At 66.1% G+C, this 17,773-nt stretch carries 15 protein-coding genes; 7 read left to right on the top strand and 8 right to left on the bottom strand.

Annotated elements, in window-relative coordinates; genetic code table 11:
• Positions 1-15: 15 nt before the first annotated feature.
• Positions 16-846 carry a phage major capsid protein gene (locus AC5Y4D_RS17590; protein WP_500037738.1) on the top strand — a complete coding sequence of 277 codons (831 nt, stop codon included), beginning with the start codon at positions 16-18 and terminating at the stop codon, positions 844-846.
• A gap of 891 nt (positions 847-1,737) precedes the next feature.
• Here AC5Y4D_RS17590 and AC5Y4D_RS17585 read toward each other — a convergent pair.
• Positions 1,738-2,148 carry a hypothetical protein gene (locus tag AC5Y4D_RS17585; protein ID WP_500037737.1) on the bottom strand — a complete coding sequence of 137 codons (411 nt, stop codon included), beginning with the start codon at positions 2,146-2,148 and terminating at the stop codon, positions 1,738-1,740.
• A 338-nt stretch (positions 2,149-2,486) separates the two neighbouring features.
• On the opposite strand from AC5Y4D_RS17585, the gene AC5Y4D_RS17580 reads away from it, so the two are divergent.
• The 6 genes from AC5Y4D_RS17580 to cydC all read left to right on the top strand — a co-directional run bounded on the left by AC5Y4D_RS17580 (position 2,487) and on the right by cydC (position 10,337).
• Positions 2,487-3,818 (top strand): adenylate/guanylate cyclase domain-containing protein, encoded by a 1,332-nt coding sequence (locus AC5Y4D_RS17580; protein ID WP_500037736.1) that lies wholly within the window; start codon positions 2,487-2,489, stop codon positions 3,816-3,818.
• A 51-nt stretch (positions 3,819-3,869) separates the two neighbouring features.
• A complete protein-coding gene (locus AC5Y4D_RS17575) occupies positions 3,870-4,454 on the top strand; it encodes an HdeD family acid-resistance protein (RefSeq protein WP_500037735.1) in 585 nt (194 codons plus the stop codon).
• An 87-nt stretch (positions 4,455-4,541) separates the two neighbouring features.
• Positions 4,542-5,999 carry a cytochrome ubiquinol oxidase subunit I gene (locus AC5Y4D_RS17570; protein WP_500037734.1) on the top strand — a complete coding sequence of 486 codons (1,458 nt, stop codon included), beginning with the start codon at positions 4,542-4,544 and terminating at the stop codon, positions 5,997-5,999.
• Positions 6,000-6,008: 9 nt separating this feature from the next.
• Complete coding sequence (cydB, locus tag AC5Y4D_RS17565) at positions 6,009-7,049, top strand: cytochrome d ubiquinol oxidase subunit II (protein WP_499944202.1); 1,041 nt, start codon at positions 6,009-6,011, stop codon at positions 7,047-7,049.
• Positions 7,050-7,105: 56 nt separating this feature from the next.
• Entirely contained in the window at positions 7,106-8,719 is a 1,614-nt protein-coding gene (gene cydD, locus AC5Y4D_RS17560) for a thiol reductant ABC exporter subunit CydD (protein WP_500037762.1), read from the top strand.
• Positions 8,706-10,337, top strand: a complete 1,632-nt coding sequence (cydC, locus tag AC5Y4D_RS17555) for a thiol reductant ABC exporter subunit CydC (RefSeq protein WP_500037733.1) — start codon at positions 8,706-8,708, stop codon at positions 10,335-10,337. The genes cydD and cydC overlap by 14 nt, the downstream gene beginning before the upstream one ends.
• On the opposite strand, the gene AC5Y4D_RS17550 is transcribed toward cydC, so the two are convergent.
• From AC5Y4D_RS17550 to trpB, 7 genes are all read right to left on the bottom strand, one after another.
• Positions 10,323-11,192, bottom strand: a complete 870-nt coding sequence (locus AC5Y4D_RS17550; RefSeq protein WP_500037732.1) for an acyl-CoA thioesterase II — start codon at positions 11,190-11,192, stop codon at positions 10,323-10,325. The two genes, cydC and AC5Y4D_RS17550, sit on opposite strands and share 15 nt — an antisense overlap.
• Positions 11,193-12,611 carry a pyruvate kinase gene (gene pyk, locus AC5Y4D_RS17545; protein ID WP_499944199.1) on the bottom strand — a complete coding sequence of 473 codons (1,419 nt, stop codon included), beginning with the start codon at positions 12,609-12,611 and terminating at the stop codon, positions 11,193-11,195.
• Between the two features lie 117 nt (positions 12,612-12,728).
• Positions 12,729-13,163 carry a DUF2752 domain-containing protein gene (locus tag AC5Y4D_RS17540; RefSeq protein ID WP_500037731.1) on the bottom strand — a complete coding sequence of 145 codons (435 nt, stop codon included), beginning with the start codon at positions 13,161-13,163 and terminating at the stop codon, positions 12,729-12,731.
• Positions 13,153-13,560: an NINE protein gene (locus tag AC5Y4D_RS17535; protein ID WP_500037730.1), complete on the bottom strand. Its 408-nt coding sequence runs from the start codon at positions 13,558-13,560 to the stop codon at positions 13,153-13,155. The genes AC5Y4D_RS17540 and AC5Y4D_RS17535 overlap by 11 nt, the downstream gene beginning before the upstream one ends.
• 58 nt (positions 13,561-13,618) lie before the next feature.
• Positions 13,619-15,697, bottom strand: coding sequence for a prolipoprotein diacylglyceryl transferase (locus AC5Y4D_RS17530; RefSeq protein ID WP_500037761.1), 2,079 nt, complete (start codon positions 15,695-15,697; stop codon positions 13,619-13,621).
• A gap of 8 nt (positions 15,698-15,705) precedes the next feature.
• A complete protein-coding gene (gene trpA / locus AC5Y4D_RS17525) occupies positions 15,706-16,518 on the bottom strand; it encodes a tryptophan synthase subunit alpha (protein ID WP_499944251.1) in 813 nt (270 codons plus the stop codon).
• A complete protein-coding gene (gene trpB, locus AC5Y4D_RS17520; RefSeq protein WP_500037729.1) occupies positions 16,515-17,768 on the bottom strand; it encodes a tryptophan synthase subunit beta in 1,254 nt (417 codons plus the stop codon). The genes trpA and trpB overlap by 4 nt, the downstream gene beginning before the upstream one ends.
• Positions 17,769-17,773 lie beyond the last annotated feature (5 nt).

Here is a 17,773-nt window from a genome sequence, read left to right as displayed (position 1 = left end):
AAAGACAACTGAATAATGGCAGTACTAAATTCAAATCTCGCGGCGGCGTGGACGCCGGAAGATTACGGCAAGGCAATTGACCTAGTGATTGCCGCCAAGTCCATTGCGTTTCTCGCCGGAACCGTCATCGCGACCGGCAATGAGTCAATCCGATTCCCGATGCTGACGGCCGATCCCGCCGTGGGCTGGTATGCCGAGAACACTCAAATCAGCCTGACGGACCCAACGACCAACGAGCTTGTCGTGACTCCAAAGAAAGTGGCTGGTCTTACCCAGATCAGCAACGAGGCGGCTGCCGACTCGAATCCAGCCGTTGCCGAGCAGGTCGGCCAAAGTCTAGGGCGCTCAGTCGCCAAGAAGATCGACGCGGCGTTTTTCGGCAACACCGTGACCAACGGCCCAAGCGGCTTACTGTCGCTGTCCGGGGTCAACGTGGTCGACACCGGCACGCTTACGCTGACTTCTCTTGACCCCTTTCATCAGGCCAAGGCGGACGCCCTGGCGGACGGCGCAACGCTGTCGGTGTTCATTCTGGCTCCCGATGTGGCGTTGGCACTGGCGAAGGCCAAGCAGGCCAGCGGCTCAAATATGGGACTGCTGGACAACGTTGGCGACGGGATAACCCTGGCCGGGGTGCCGGTCCTGGTGAGCACGGATGTCGCGGCGGGCAACGCCTGGGGCGTGGACGGTTCGCAGGTGCTAATCGTTCAGCGCACCGGCACCACCGTGACCAGCTCGACGGACGCGGCGTTTGACTATGACGCGGTGCAGGTTCGGGCGACGGCTCGAGTCGGATTCGGGTTCGCAAACCCGGCCGGTGTGGTCCGTCTGTACGACGCGCCTTAATCATGGCGGCACCGACAGCAACCGAGTTGTCGGCATTCACCGGGCAGACGCTTGACCCGGACCAGGCTAGCGCCGTCGTCTCTGTGGTGACGGCGCTAGCGTCTGCGTATACGCGCGGCATGGGATTCACCAACGGTGAACCTAACTCTGACGTTTGCGCGGTGATCCTGTCGGCGTCGGCGCGGCTAATCGCTGACACGTCTCAGATCGTTTCTGAGAACGCAATGGGGCCGTTCAGTGTTACGTATAGGGCCGGTTTTGATGGCTGGTCAGTGGCGGAGCTGGCGGTCCTCAACAGGTACCGCGTGCGCGCTCTGTAGCCGCTGTTGCGGGATATCTAGTTTTGTTGCGCAGCTTAGGAACTGCGTGGCTGGGCGATGTTATCGCCACCCGCCGGGGCAACCCGTCTCGGCGGTCGTAAACAAATCGTCACTTGTCGCCTTCGACTATCGACGCTGCGTTTGCAATTGACACACCTGTGTCAAGACGAGGCGGGTTGAGTGCGGAGTAGTTACCCGCGTGCTGAGGCTCAACCCTTCTCGATCACTCCTTTCTAGAGGTCGGCCCTCGGTGTGCAAGGAACACACCGGGGGCCGTTCTCGTTTCAGTTGGACGCTGCCGTAGCTACGTCTATCGCAGCGGTAAGGGCATCGCGCAGCCTCCGAGCTTCATGGATGCTTAGCGGCATATCAGGGTGGACCGGCCCCACCGTGATTAGGCCGTCCTCGTATGCGCTTACGGACATGTCCTCAGCCCATGAACTTGGGTCGGCAGAAACTCGTGTCGTGAACAAATCGCCTCCTAGCAGCTCGACTGCTAGGGGAAGGATACTGCCATAATCTGCGAAAGTTGTTGCAGTTCAGCCAAAGTGGTACACGGCGTGTACGGTCTTCAAGCGGACCGTTCGGCCTCGCCGCCTTCCAACTTGTCGAGTAGCGGCTTGAGTTGTCGCGCCATCTCCGTGTTCGAGAACCCGAAACGTGCAGTGTCGTTGACTTCGTAATCCTCCGGCTCCGGCTCAGCGGCTTGAGCCAGACGCCACTTTCGGTAATCTCGGTCCGCTTTGATCCGCTCGAGCTCGGGCCGTAGCTTCCGCTCTTGCCACGGCTGGACCAACGCGGCTCCGCGTCTCAGCCCTAGGCCAAGTTTCTTTGCCGCTATGTCGGCGTCGAGCGTTTTCAGCCCGTACTCCCCCGCGAGGCGGGCTAGCGTTAATCGGTTCTCGGTCATCTGGCACCAGGTCTGGTTTGCGGCTAGGGCGTGGTAAGCATTCGCAAATATGTTCGCATGAAACTCCGACATTTGGCGGCAGGCTGGTTCGCAGCGGGTCCACCCCAGTCCGCAGACAGTCCGCACGTCACCAACCACCGCCCACCATTCACCACGAATCGCAGAGCCTTAAATTACTGCTTGAGCTGGTACAACACCCCCCTACCTGCGATTGCTCACCAATCGGCACCAATAGCCACGACGTGCGGGTTTGCGGCGAGAACCATTTCAAAACCCGTACAGTGTGAGTTCGAATCTCACCGAGGGCACCATCCGCGGAATACGCACCACGACGCCGACGTTGCACACCTCAGGTATGCCCACGCGCCAAGATCGCTCATTCACCGAGGTCAACAGTTAGGCTCTAACCCGTGACCGCTAAGAAATGCGGTGCCCGGAAAGCAGGCAAGACCGGTTCGGCACGCCGACCGGACTGCGTCGCCGCCGTCCGCACACAGACACGCGACATTCGGCAGCACTATGCGGACCAGGCCGCGCGCCGCGCTCGGATCCTGAACATTGCTTCTTATCTCTCCGTGGTGGTCAGCGCGAGCTTCGTGGCGGTCCAACTATTTGTCGGCTCCTGGCTGTGGCAGGTCATGTGGGTCAACATCGCGGCGGCGATGGTCTTCGGATTCATCCCGATGCTGCATCGCTTCGGCGAACTGGTGGCACCGCTGGCGTTCATCGGAGCGGCCTACGTGACGGTCCTTGCCAGCTGCTGGGAAGTCGGCACCGACTCGGGTGCGCAGCTCTTCTTCATCGTCGGTGCCTGCCTGGTGGTGCTGCTGCTCGGCTCCGAACACATCGTGCTGGCCAGCTTCCTGGCCGCAATCGCCGCGGGATTGGTGATCCTGTCCGAGTTCGCGATCCCGCGTGACACCGGGTTGCAACCCCCATGGGCACAGGCGACGGGCTTCGTGATCACCACCGTCTCCGCCTGCGTCATGGTGGTCGTCACGGTGTGGTTCGCCTTGCGCGACACCGTGCGCGCCGAATCCGCCATGGAGGAGCAGTACGAGCGATCCGAGGCACTGCTGGCCAACATGTTGCCGGCCAGCATCGCCGAACGGCTCAAGGAACCCGAGCGCCGCGTCATCGCCGACAAGTACGACGAGGCCTCGGTCCTCTTCGCCGACATCGTCGGCTTCACCGAGCGGGCGAGCAGCACCGCGCCGGCCGATCTCGTGCGATTCCTGGACCGCCTCTACAGCGCGTTCGACGCCTTGGTGGACAAGTACGAGCTGGAGAAGATCAAGGTCAGCGGCGATTCCTACATGGTGGTCAGCGGCGTTCCTCGGCCCCGACCCGATCATGTCCACGCGCTGGCCGACTTCGCCCTGGACATGGCCGACGTTGCGGCCGCGCTGAAGGATCCGCACGGGCGCGCAGTCCCGCTGCGGATCGGGCTGGCCACCGGCCCGGTCGTCGCCGGGGTCGTCGGTTCCCGCCGGTTCTTCTACGACGTGTGGGGCGACGCCGTCAACGTCGCGTCACGGATGGAATCCACCGACTCGGTCGGCCAGATCCAAGTCCCCGAGGCCGTCTACGAACGCCTGAAGGACGATTTCGTGCTGCGTGAACGCGGCTACATCGACGTCAAAGGCAAAGGTGTGATGCGCACCTGGTACCTGGTCGCGCGCAAGACGGTCGATGAGCAGGTGGATGTGCACGCCGAAGACCCGCGCGCCGCGCACGTCTGACGGCCTCGACCCCTCTGTACCCGAACCGCCACATGCGCCACACTGGTGCCTATGGAAACAAGTCCCGCAACAAGCCCTGCACCCCTGTCTCCCCCGAGTTTGTTGCCGCATCTGTGGAAGTCCACGCTGATCTCGGGCATTCTGTCGCTCGCACTCGGCGTCGCCGTGAGCGCCTGGCCCCGCCAAACCGTCCTCGTGGCCGCCGTCTTCTTCGGTGCTTATTTGCTGGTCACCGGTGTGGCCCAGGTGATTTTCGCGTTCAGCCTGCATGTCTCGGCCGGCAGCCGGATCCTGCTGTTCATCAGCGGCGCCGCCGCGCTGATCCTGGCGGTGCTGGCGTTCCGGCACTTCGGCGACGCGGTGCTGCTACTGGCCATCTGGGTGGGCGTCGGGTTCATCTTCCGCGGTGTCGCCACCACCGTGTCGGCGATCAGCGATCCCCACTTGCCCGGTCGTGGCTGGTCGATCTTCATCGGCATCATCAGCCTGCTGGCCGGGATCGTGGTGATGGCGTCGCCGTTCGCCTCGATCGTCACGCTGGCCTACGTGGTCGGCATCTGGCTGATCGTGTTGGGCGTCTTCGAGATCATCTCGTCGTTCGGCATCCGCAAGGCCTCGAAGTCCCTCACGAGGTGACCATTCGCACAATAGCTCCACCCCACTCCGACTACTACACTCTGTCGTAGCTATTCGATTGTCCCCGCAGCCCTCGGGAGATCGCAGATGAATGTCGTCGACATATCGCGGTGGCAGTTCGGTATCACCACCGTCTACCACTTCATATTCGTGCCACTCACGATCGGGCTGGCGCCGTTGCTCGCCGTCATGCAGACGGCATGGGTAGTCACCGACAATGTCGCCTGGTACCGGCTCACCAAGTTCTTCGGCAAGCTGTTCCTGATCAACTTCGCGATCGGGGTGGCCACCGGAATCGTGCAGGAATTCCAGTTCGGCATGAACTGGAGCGAGTACTCGCGCTTCGTCGGCGACGTATTCGGCGCGCCGCTGGCCATGGAGGGCCTGTTCGCCTTCTTCTTCGAATCCACCTTCATCGGACTGTGGATCTTCGGCTGGAAACGGTTGCCGAAGCTGGTGCACCTGGCCTGCATCTGGATCGTGGCCATCGGGGTCAACGTGTCCGCGTTCTTCATCATCACGGCCAACTCCTTCATGCAGCATCCGGTGGGTGTGCACTACAACCCGCGCACCCACCGCGCCGAGCTGACCGACATCGGCGCGCTGCTCACCAACAACACCGGGCTGACCGCGTTCGGCCACACGGTGGCCGGTGCGTTTCTGACGGCGGGAACCTTCGTGGCGGCCGTGAGCGCGTGGTGGCTGGTCCGGTCGCAGACCCGCCCGGTCGACCCGGGTGTCCGGGAGATGTATCGCCCGGCGACGGTGCTGGGTTGCTGGGTCGTGCTGCTCGCCACCGTGGGCCTGTTCTTCAGCGGCGACTTCCAGGGCAAGCTGATGTTCCAGCAGCAGCCGATGAAGATGGCGTCAGCGGAATCGTTGTGCGACACCCAGACTGACCCGGACTTCTCCATCCTGACCGTCGGCCGGCAGAACAACTGCGACGCGCTGACCCGGGTCATCGAGGTGCCCTACGTGCTGCCGTTCCTGGCTGTGGGCAAGATCGAGGGCGTCAAGCTGCAGGGCGTGCGCGACATCCAGCAGAACTACCAGCAGCGGTTCGGCCCCAACGACTACCGCCCGAACCTGTTCGTCACCTACTGGTCGTTCCGCATGATGATCGGCTTGCTGGCGGTCCCGGTGCTGTTCGCGTTGGCGGCGCTCTGGCTGACCCGCGGCGGCCGGATCCCGAACCGATGCTGGTTCGCCTGGTTCGCGTTACTCACCATTCCGACGCCGTTTCTGGCCAACAGCGCCGGCTGGGTGTTCACCGAGATGGGCCGCCAACCCTGGCTCGTCGCGCCGAACCCGACCGGCGACCAGGACGTCCATCTCACCGTCGCCGCCGGTGTCTCCGACCATGCTCCGGGCATGGTCGTCACCTCCCTGACGACCTTCACGCTGACCTACGCCGTCCTGGCGGTCGTCTGGTTCTGGCTGCTCAGGCGCTACATCACCGAGGGACCCCAGGAGCACGACGCCGAACCGGCCGCCCCGGACGCTGCCGAGGAAGACGACGTCAAGCCGCTGTCGTTCGCCTACTAGGAGCTGACGATGAATCTCCAAGAGTTGTGGTTCGGCCTGATCGCGACGCTGTTCCTCGGCTTCTTCGTGCTCGAGGGTTTCGACTTCGGTGTCGGCATGCTGATGGCGCCGTTCGCCCGGGTGGGCAAGGGCGACCGCGAGGCGCACCGACGCGCCGCGCTGAACACCATCGGGCCGGTTTGGGACGCCAACGAGGTATGGCTGATCACTGCCGGCGCGGCCATGTTCGCCGCCTTCCCGGGCTGGTACGCCACCGTGTTCTCCACGCTGTATCTGCCGCTGCTGGCCATCCTGTTCGGCATGATCGTGCGGGTCGTGGCCATCGAGTGGCGCGGCAAGGTCGACGACCCGAGGTGGCGGGGCTGGGCCGACTTCGCCATCGCCGCCGGTTCCTGGCTTCCCGCGGTCCTGTGGGGCACGGCCTTTGCGATCCTGGTGCGCGGACTTCCGGTGGACGCCGACGGCCGCATCGACTTGTCGGTCGGTGACGTGCTGAACCCGTACACACTGCTCGGCGGCCTGGCCACCGCCGGATTGTTCATGTTCTACGGGTCGGTGTTCGTCTCGCTGAAGACCGCCGGCGACATCCGCGACGACGCCCTCCGGTTCGGCCGGTGGTTGGCCCTGCCGGTGACGATCGTGGTTGCGACGTTCGGTGTCTGGACTCAGCTGGCGCATGGCAAGGACTGGACGTGGGCGGCGTTGGGGGTGGCGGTGGTGGCTCAGCTGGCGGCGGTGCTGCTGGTGTGGTCGCGCGCGTCCGATGGCTGGGCGTTCGTCAGCACTCTGCTGGTGGTCGTGGGCGTCGTGGTGTTGCTGTTCGGTTCGCTCTACCCGAACCTGGTGCCGTCGACGCTGAACAGCCAGTGGAACGTCACCATCTACAACGCTTCGTCGACGGATTACACACTCAAGATCATGACGTGGGTCACCGCGCTGATGACACCGTTGACGATCGTCTATCAGGCTTGGACGTATTGGGTTTTCCGGCAACGTATTTCGGTCGACCGGATACCGCCGTCGATCGGTCTGACGAGGCGCCCGTCCTGAGCACACGGAGCTCGCGAGGCCCGCTCGACCCGCGATTGTGGCGGGCGTCGACCGCGTTGCGCCGCTACCTGGCCGCCAGCGTGACCTGCGGCGTGGTGATCTCGGGCTGCGCCATCGGCTCGGCCGTCGTGCTGGCCGGCATCGTCGCGCGAGTGGCTACCGATCCCTCGGCGCGCCACCTTCGGCACTGGCTGGCGCCCCTGGCGATCCTGCTGGCGCTCTGGACTGTCCGCACGGTCGCACACTGGCTGCAGGCTCGGCTGGGTCAACGCGGGGCCAGCGCGGTGATCGCCGACCTCAGCGAGCAGGTGCTGACCGCGGTGACGGCACGGCAACCCAATATCGTGTCAGCACAACGCGATTCGGCCGCCGTGGTGGTGACCCGCGGACTGGACGGTCTGCGGCCCTACTTCACCGGCTACTTGCCGACCCTGATTCTGGCCGCCATCCTGACCCCGGCGACCGTTGCGGTGATCGCGTCATACGACCTCAAATCCACGGTTGTCGTGCTGATCACGCTGCCGCTGATACCGGTCTTCATGGTGTTGATCGGATTGGCCACGGCCGAACGATCGGCCGCCGCGCTCGCAGCCATGACCACGCTGCAGGCGCAGCTGCTGGATCTGATCGCCGGCATCCCCACCCTGCGGGCGTTGGGCCGGGCCGCGGGACCCGAGCGGCGCATCACCGAACTCGGTGCGGCCCATCGACGTTCGACGATGGCCACGTTACGCATCGCCTTTCTGTCGGCTCTGGTCCTCGAGCTGCTGGCCACGCTGGGCGTCGCGCTCATCGCCGTCGGCATCGGACTCCGACTGGTGTTCGGTGGGATGAGCTTGACGGTCGGTCTGACCGTGTTGCTGCTCGCACCCGACGTGTACTGGCCGCTGCGGCGTATCGGAGTGGAGTTTCACGCCGCGCAAGACGGTAGGGCCGCCGCCGACCGCGCGTTCGCGCTCATCGGTGAACCGGTGCCGTCGCTCAGCGACCGGCAGACCGTCAGCGCCCGCGGCGCAAGGATCCAGCTGGAAGACCTCAGTGTCGTGTCCCGGCACGGTCACGCACCGCAGCGCCTCACCGCCGTCATCGAGCCGGGCACGGTGACGGTGCTGACCGGTCCCAACGGCGCCGGAAAGAGCACCACGCTGCAGGTCATCGCCGGGCTGGTCGCGCCGTCGTCCGGTCGTGTCACCGTGGCCGGGATCGACGTCACCGAACTGGCACCCCAGCAGTGGTGGACTCAGTTGTCCTGGCTGCCGCAGCGTCCGGTGCTGGTGCCCGGGACGGTGCGGGACAACCTGATGTTGCTCGGGGAAGTGGATGACCCGCAAAGCGCCTGTACCGCATCGGGATTCGACACCGTGCTGGAAGGGTTGCCCGACGGCTGGGACACCGTGCTGGGACGCGGCGGGGTTGGGCTGTCGCTCGGGCAGCGGCAACGGCTGGGCTTGGCCCGGGCGCTGGGATCGGGGGCCCCAGTGCTGTTGCTCGACGAACCCACCGCGCATCTGGACGAAGCCACCGAGGACCGGGTGCTGCGGGCGATCGTCGCACGTGCCCGCGCGGGTGCGACCGTGGTGCTGGTCGGGCATCGCGAGCGAGTCGTCGCCGCCGGTGACCGCGTCGTCGAAGTCAGTGCCGGGAATGAGGCACGCTATGCGCCGGTCTGATCCCCTGGCCGCCGCGTCAGACCTGTTGCGGCCGCGGGTGTCCCGCATCCTGGCGGCCATCACGTTCGGGGTGCTGTCCCTGGGCAGTGCGCTGGCCCTGGCTGGGGTGTCGGCGTGGCTGATCACCCGTGCCTCGCAGATGCCGCCGGTGCTGGATCTGTCCGTCGCGGTGGTGGCGGTGCGGACGTTCGCGATCTCGCGGGGCGTGCTGCGTTACTGCGAGCGTCTGGTCACCCACGACGCCGCGCTACGCGCCGCGACCACGGCGCGCGCCCGGATCTACCGACGGCTGGCCAGCGGGCCGGCGGAGCAAGCGGTTCGGCTGCACAGCGGGGAACTGGTGGCCCGGGTCGGCGCCGACGTCGACACCTTGGCCGAGGTCTTGGTCCGTGCCGTGGTGCCGGCCGGGGTGGCGGCGGTGCTGTCGGTGGCCGCCGTCGCCGTCGTCGCGGTCATCTCGATCGCGGCAGCAGCGGTGCTGGCCGCCTGCCTCGTCGTCGCCGGGGTGATCGCGCCCTGGTTGGCGGGACGGGCCGCCGCCGGCCAGGAAGCCGTTGCCCGGCACCATCACTCGGAACGCGACACCGCGGCCATGCTCGCCCTCGAACACGCTGCCGAACTTCGGGTCGCGGGCGTACTGCCGCGATTCATCTCCGAAGCCCAACGGCGGCAACGGGCCTGGGGGGATGCGTTGGATGCGGCGGCGCGACCCGCCGCTGTCGCCGAGGCGCTGCCGACCGCAGCCGTCGGGTTCAGCGTGCTCGGCGCCGCCGTGGCCGGGATCAGCATGGCCCCCGCGGTCGCGCCGACCACCCTGGCCGTCCTGATGTTGTTGCCGCTGTCGGCGTTCGAAGCCACCACCGCGCTTCCCGCCGCCGCGGTCCAGTTGACCCGGTCGCGGATCGCGGCGCGTCGCCTGCTGGATCTGGCACCTGCCGAGGCCGCAGTGGACGCCACGGCGGCGCTGCCGCATCCGTCGGGTGGGTTGTCGGCCGACGTGAGCTGCGGTCACGATGCCACGCAGTCGTACCGCACCGTGCTCGACCTGGCGCCGGGTGGCCGGCTCGCGGTCACCGGAGCCAGCGGTTCCGGTAAGACCACGCTGCTGCTGACACTGGCCGGTCTGCTACCACCGGTACACGGGCACGTTTCCCTGGACGGAATCGACCCTCGGCAGCTCACCGAGAACGAACTGCGTTGTGCGATATGCTTTTTCGCCGAGGACGCGCACCTGTTCGCCACGACGGTCCGGGACAACCTGTTGGTCGCCCGCGGCGACTGCACGGACGAGGAATTGACGGCGGCATTGACGGCCGTGGGTTTGGGTGTCTGGCTGACCGATTTGCCCGACGGTCTTTCCACCGTGTTGACCGGTGGCGCGCAAGCGGTTTCGGCGGGGCAGCGCAGACGGCTGCTGCTGGCGCGGGCGGTGCTGTGCCCGGCCCGGATCCTGCTGCTCGACGAACCGACCGAGCACCTGGACAAGGGCGACGCCGAGTCGATGCTGCGTGACCTGCTGGATCCGCAGTCTGGGTTGCTGGGACCGGATCGGACCGTGGTTGTCGCGACCCACCACCTGTCCCGCGACATTCGTTGCGCCGCACTACCTCTCGGTTGAGCGGGGAAAGTACTTCAGTACACCTTCCTGCACGACAGTGGCGACGACCTGCCCGGAGCGGTCGAAGAAGTGCCCGGTACCCAGACCGCGTGAATCGGCGGCCACCGGCGACGAACTGGAATACAGTAGCCAGTCGTTGTAATTGACCGGGCGGTGAAACCACACCGAATGGTTGGCCGACGCCGCAAAAATGCGGTCGAATCCCCACGACAATCCGTGCCGGGTGATCACCGAATCCAGCACGGTGGTGTCTGAGGAGTACAGCAGGGTCGCGGTGTGCAGGACCGGATCGTCGGGCAGCTCACCCTTGGCTTTGAGCCAGACCCGGTTGTAGTCCAGCCGGTCGCCTTTGTCCCGCATCACCCAGGCGGGGTCGTTGGTGTAGCGCCATTCCACGGGTTGCAGCGCATTGACGAACAGTGGGACGGTCTTTTCGTAGCCGCGCAGCTGTTCGGCCAGGGGCGGCACCGAGTCCGGCTCGGCGACCTGCGGGGGTTCGACGCCGTGTTCGAGCCCTGGGCCGCCGGACATGTAGGACACCATCGCGCTGGACAGCAACACCCCGTCCTGCACCGCGTCGACACGCCGGTTGGCGAAGCGCCGCTCGTCGCGTAGCCGCACCACGTGGTACTCGATGTCCTTGGCGGTGTCACCACCGTTGACGAAGTGCACCGACAGTGCGCTCGGGGGCAGGTCGTCACGGGTGAGTGTGCGGGTTCCGGCGACGAAGGACTGCGCCATCAGTAGTCCGCCGAAGGTCCGCATCGGGTTCTTGCTGGGATGCGAACCGACGAAGCGGTCGTCGTCGACCGAAACGAGATCCAGAACCCTCAGCAGTTCCTGAAAGTCAGACAACTACACGTCGTCCTCGCCGATCCGGTGCACGTGGATCAGGTTGGTCGAGCCCACGGTGCCGGGAGGCGCGCCGGCCACGATGACGACCAGGTCGCCGCGCTTGTAGCGGCCGAGTTCGAGCATCGACCGGTCCACTTCGCGGATCATGCCGTCGGTGGACTTCATGTGCGGGACGATGAACGTTTCGGTACCCCAGGTCATGGCGAGCTGACTGCGCACTTCCGGCAGGTCGGTGAAGGCCAGCAACGGCAGCGGCGTGTGTAGCCGAGCCAGTCGGCGCACGGTGTCCCCGGACTGGGTGAACGCGACCAGCGCCTTGGCATCCAACCGCTCCCCGATGTCACGGGCGGCGTAGGAGATGACGCCCCGTTTGGTGCGCGGGACGTGCGTCAACGGCGGTGCGGCCGTCGAGTTCTGCTCGACCGCGCACACGATCCGCGACATCGTCTGGACCGCCTGCAACGGATGCTTGCCCACCGAGGTCTCCCCGGACAGCATCAGCGCGTCCGCGCCGTCCAATACGGCATTGGCGACGTCGGACGCTTCGGCGCGGGTCGGGCGCGAGTTCTCGATCATCGAATCCAGCATCTGGGTCGCCACGATGACCGGCTTGGCGTTCTCCCGGGCCATCTGGATAGCCCGCTTCTGCACCAGCGGCACCTCTTCCAGCGGAAGTTCGACCCCCAGGTCGCCGCGGGCGACCATGACGGCGTCGAAGGCCAGCACGATGGCTTCCAGGTTGTCGATGGCCTCGGGTTTTTCCAGCTTGGCGATCACCGGCACCCGCCGGCCGGCCCGGTCCATCACCTCGTGCACGAGCTCGACGTCGGAAGGCGACCGCACGAACGACAACGCGACCATGTCCACACCCAGCTTCAGCGCGAACGTCAGGTCCTCGATGTCCTTCTCGGACAGGGCTGGGGCGGACACGTTCATTCCGGGCAGCGAGATGCCCTTGTTGTTGCTGACCGGTCCGCCCTCGACCACTTTGCAGACGACGTCGTCACCGTCGACGCTTTCCACCACCAGTCCGACTTTGCCGTCGTCGACCAGCACGCGGTCGCCGGGAGTGGCGTCCTGGGACAACCTCTTGTAGGTGGTGGACACCCGGTCGTGGCTACCTTCGCAGTCGGCGACGGTGATGCGCACGGTTTCGCCGTCTGCCCATTCCGTGGGGCCGTCGGCGAAACGGCCCAGCCTGATTTTGGGCCCCTGCAGGTCGCACAGGATGCCGACCGCCCGGCCGGTGGCGTCCGAGGCGGCCCGGACCCGCTTGTAGGCCGCTTCGTGGTCGCTGTAATCGCCGTGGCTGAAGTTCATTCGGGCGACGTCCATACCGGCTTCGACAAGCTGTTTGACCAACTCGTCCTTTTGGGTGGCCGGCCCGAGAGTGCAGACGATCTTTCCGCGTCTAGTCACGACGACAAAGCATAGTCGTGCTCGTTGTCATCGGAGTGTCTGAAATGCGCGACGCGCCCGACGGGCCGGCGCGGAATCTGCCGATCTGACGGTCCGACCTGGGCAGATGTCGCCCCGTCAGCCGCTGAGAACGGTTGGCACCAAAGGAAAATTAGGCAGATTGCGCACCACCGTCCACGCGGTAGCCGCGACGAGAACCGTTATTCCGGTCCGCACGGGCAGCCACGACTGGCGACGGTGGCGCCGCACCAGGATCCACAGCGCCAGCAGCGGCAGCCCGACCAGCAGGAAGACGTTGTCGTCGATACTTGCCGCGAAGTGGCCGTGCAGCAGGTCGTGGGTCATCCGCAGGCCCCCACAGGCCGGGCAGTTCCAGCCGGTGAGCAATCTGAACGGGCATTGCGGGTACACCGAGTCCGGGTTGTGCGGATCGGCAATACCGACGTAGATCAGGGCACCAGCCAGGACGACGGCTGCTGCGATGCCGCCGTAGCGCGCGTAGCTCCGGTGGTGCTGGTCGCCAGAGGCCGCCGGTGGCGGACTAGGTTCCATCGCGTAGCGGGCGGCCCGACGGGTCGGTGACCTTGTCGGTGAGGATGAGCACCGCATCGATGACGCCCCAGATGACGGCGCCGATACCGAAGGTCACCCAGCCGACGATCAACTGCGCGATGCCGAGCCCGGTGTGCCCTGCGTAGATGCGACCGATGCCGACGATGCCGAACAGGCCCAGTAGTTGGAGCAGGCCCGCGATGATCTTGGACTTGTCCGAATACGGCTGCCCGGTGACGGGGTGCCGGCCGAATGGTGCCGACGGATCGTGCGGAACGCCGGGACCACCGTATTGCTGTGCTGGCGGATAGGGCGGCGGGTACTGCGGCGCAGAATAATCCGATTCCCGTCGGGGGGAGGCGGGCTCTTCGGCAGCGGCCCAGGGCTGGTCAGTCACGGGTTCAGCATGCCAGATCCGTGGTGTTGCCGTCTCGGTCGCGCGTTGGTGAATAGAGTCAGGGTCGTTGCCGTCGGGGGCGGAACCGCCAACGCTGCCGCTCTGTGCTGGCTGTCTCTTCTGCCGCCGCGGGCTCCGGACCCGGCGGCCTCTCCTGGTCGGTAGTGGCCTCGTCCGCCGGCTGGGTTGTCTCGGTTTCGGCGTCGGGTTCGGTCTCGTGGGCTGACACATCCGCCGCTTGCTCGTCAGGTGCGCCGTCGGGTTCCGCTGGCACATCGACGACGGTGCTTGCGGACTCGTCTGCCTCGGGGCTTGCGGCCGCTTCGGCTTCCTCGGCAGCGTCCGCGGCTGCCTCGGTCTCCAATTCGCCTACCTCGGATGCAACCGTGCCTTCGGGCTCGGGTTCGGGCTCGGGCTCGGGTTCGGGCTCGGGTTCGGGTTCGGGTTCGAGCTGGGGCTCTGCGGCTTCGTCGTCCTCGGGTGCAACGGCTTCGGGCTCAGCGATTTCGGCTTCCGCTTCTGCTGCTTCCGGTTCAGTTTCCGCGGCCTCGTCCGGGCCGGGCTCGGGCTGGGCGTCCGCGACCGCGGCTTCCTCAACGGCGTCATCGGTCGCCCCGATCTCTGCCTCGGGCTCGTCGGCGTCAGCTTGTTCCGCTACCGCGTCAGCCGCCTGATCTTCAACCGGCTCAGACTCCGGTTCGGCGGCCTCGACTTCCTCGACGGCATCTGCTGCCCCGATCTCTGCCTCGGGCTCGTCGGCGTCAGCTTGTTCCGCTACCGCGTCAGCCGCCTGATCTTCGACCGGCTCAAATTCGGGTTCGGCGGCCTCGGTTTCCTCGGCGGCATCTGCTGCCTCGGCGTCCAACTCCGTGGGCTCCGGCTGGACGTCAGGCTGGACGCCTGGGTCCGCGGCCTCCTCGACGGCGTCATCGGTTTCCCCGATCGCTACGTCGGGCTCACCGCCGTCAGCTTGTTCCGTTACCGCTTCGGCGGCCTCGGCTTCCTCGACGGCATCTGGCGCCTCGGCGTCAAGCGCAGCCTCGGCCTCAGCGATTTCGAGTTCTTCCGCTTCGCCCTCCGACGACTCAACCGCCGCGTCCTCCGCATCGGAGTCGGCAACCTGAGGCTCCTTGGTCAACACCACAGCCGTCGTCTCAGACTCAGTCTCGGCGACCCCGGCACCGTCACCACCGGCCGCCGCCGACGTCGCAGCAACAGCCGCCAACTCCTTGGCCGGTTCGGGCTCCGGCAACTCCTCATCCTCGGCCAGGTTGCCGCGCAACGACGCCGGGTCCTCGCGACCTTTAGGCGCCAGCATGATGTAGACGACGGCCGCGACGAAGACGAAAGTCGATGTGAACGTGTTGATCCGGATGCCGGCGATGTGGGTGGCCGTGTCGTCGCGCAACAACTCGACCACGAATCGCCCCACGCAGTACAAGGCGACGTAGGACGCGAACAGTCGGCCGTGGCCGAGCGTGAACCGGCGATCGAGGTACAGCAACGCCACGAATACCAGGACGTTCCAGATCAATTCGTACAGAAACGTCGGTTGCACGATGAACGCGAGGTCCCCCGTCGACGTGCCGTCCAACGAATGAACGTCGATGAATCCACTGGGGTCTCGACGGTAGTAGATCTCCAGGCCCCACGGCAGCGTCGTTTCGCGCCCGTACAGTTCCTGGTTGAAGTAATTGCCGAGTCTGCCGATGGCTTGGGCCAATACGACTCCGGGAGCAACCGCGTCGACGAAGGCCGGAAGCGGAATCCCCCGCCGCTTACACCCGATCCAGGCGCCGACGACCCCGAGGGCCACCGCACCCCAGATACCCAGGCCGCCGTCCCAGATGCGCAGCGCCGCACCCAGTCCGGCGCCGCCGGGCCCCCAATACGTCCGCCAGTCGGTCGCCAGGTGGTAGAGCCGCCCGCCGATCAAACCGAACGGCACCATCCACAGCGCGATGTCGTAGACCACCCCGCGTTCACCGCCGCGTGCCGCCCAGCGGCGGTCCCCGATCACCAGCGCGACCAGGATTCCGGTGATGATGAAGAACGCGTAAGCGCGAATCGGCAACGGCCCCAGATGCCAGACCCCGCGCGGCGGGCTGGGGATGTAGGCGAGCAGCGTCTCGGACATGGCCGCCGTCATGTCCGCAGCTCCCCGCGCACACCGGCGGCGAGCTCTTCGGTCAGTGCTCGCAACTCCGGCAGGCCGTCCCCCAGCGCCGAAACCAGCGCCGACCCGACGATCACGCCGTCGGCGTAGCTGCCGATCTGCGCAGCCTGCTCGCCCGAACGCACACCCAGGCCGACCCCGACGGGTATGTCCGACACAGCTTTCACCCTCCCCACCAGTTCCGGCGCCGCGTGTGACACCGCGTCACGTGCACCGGTCACGCCCATCGTCGACGCGGCGTAGACGAATCCACGAGAAGCCCCGACGGTAGTCACCAACCGTTCCGGTGTCGACGACGGCGCCACCAGAAAGATGCGGTCCAACCCGTGCTCGTCGGATGCCGCCAGCCAGGTCTTCGCCTCGTCGGGAATCAGGTCGGGAGTGATCAGACCCTGTCCGCCCGCCGAGGCCAGGTCGCGAGCGAATGCGTCAACCCCGTAGCGCAGCACCGGGTTCCAATAGGTCATCACCACCGCGTGCCCACCGGCGGCGCTGATCGCCTCGACCGCCGCCAAGGTGTCCCGGACCCTGACTCCCCCGGCCAGCGCCCGCTCGGTGGCCCGCTGGATGGTGGGCCCGTCCATGCCCGGGTCGGAATACGGCACGCCCACTTCGATGATGTCGCAACCGGATTCGACCAGAGCGGTCATCGCCTGCACCGATGTCGGCACGTCGGGATAGCCGGTGGGCAGGTAACCGATCAGCGCCGCACGAGCCTGCGCCCGGCACGAACCGAACACCGGCCCCAGCCTGCTTGCTTCGCTCTGCTGCACCGTCATCACTTGTCCAACAAGCCGAACCATTTCGCGGCGGTCTCCACGTCCTTGTCGCCACGACCGGACAGATTCACCACTATGACCGCGCCCCTGCCCAATTCGGCACCCAGTTTCAGGGCACCGGCCACCGCGTGCGCGGATTCGATGGCCGGAATGATGCCTTCGGAGCGAGACAGCAGGCCGAACGCCTCCATCGCCTCGGAGTCGGTGATCGGCTCGTACTGGACGCGCCCGATGTCCTTGAGCCACGCGTGTTCGGGTCCCACACCGGGATAATCCAAACCGGCCGAGATGGAATGGGATTCGATGGTTTGGCCGTCCTCGTCCTGCAGCAGATAGGAGTAGGAGCCCTGGAACGCCCCGGGCGATCCGCCGGTGAACGTCGCTGCGTGCCGTCCGGTTTCGACGCCGTCGCCGGCGGCTTCGTAACCGACCAACTTCACGCCCGGATCGTCGAGGAAGGCGTGGAAGATCCCGATCGCGTTGGATCCCCCGCCCACACAGGCCACGACGGCATCGGGCAGCCCGCCCGTCTGTTCCTGGATCTGGACCCGCGTCTCCAGCCCGATGATGCGTTGGAAGTCGCGCACCATGGTCGGGAACGGGTGCGGCCCGGCTGCGGTGCCGAAGCAGTAGTAGGTGTTGTCGGCGTTGGTCACCCAGTCCCGAAACGCTTCGTTGATGGCGTCTTTCAGCGTTCGCGACCCGGTCTCTACGGAAACCACCTGCGCGCCAAGCAGTCGCATCCGCGCCACGTTGAGCGCTTGGCGGGCGGTGTCGACCGCACCCATGTAGATGATGCAGTCCAGGCCGAGCAATGCGCACGCGGTGGCGGTGGCGACGCCGTGTTGGCCGGCGCCGGTCTCGGCGATCACCCGGGTCTTGCCCATCCGCCGGGCCAGCAGGGCCTGGCCCAGAACGTTGTTGATCTTGTGAGAACCGGTGTGGTTCAGGTCTTCTCGCTTCAAGAAGATCCGGGCCGAGCCCGCGTGCTCCCCGAGCCGCGTCGTCTCGTACAGCGGCGACGGCCGGCCCGCGTAGTGCGCCTGCAACTTGTCGAGGGTGTCCAGGAAATCCTGGTCGACACGTTCCTTCTCGTAGGCGGTGGTGACCTCGTCTATCACCCCCATCAGCGCCTCGGGAACGTAGCGCCCCCCGTAGACACCGAAATGCCCACCGGGATCAGGGTCGTGCTGAGTGCGTTCGACGACGGCGGCGCTGGTGCGCGGAATATCCGGGCCCGACAGATCTGCCATCACAA

The organism is Mycobacterium sp. NGS67 (genome assembly GCF_059812185.1).
This window is presented reverse-complemented; position numbering and strand designations above follow the sequence as displayed.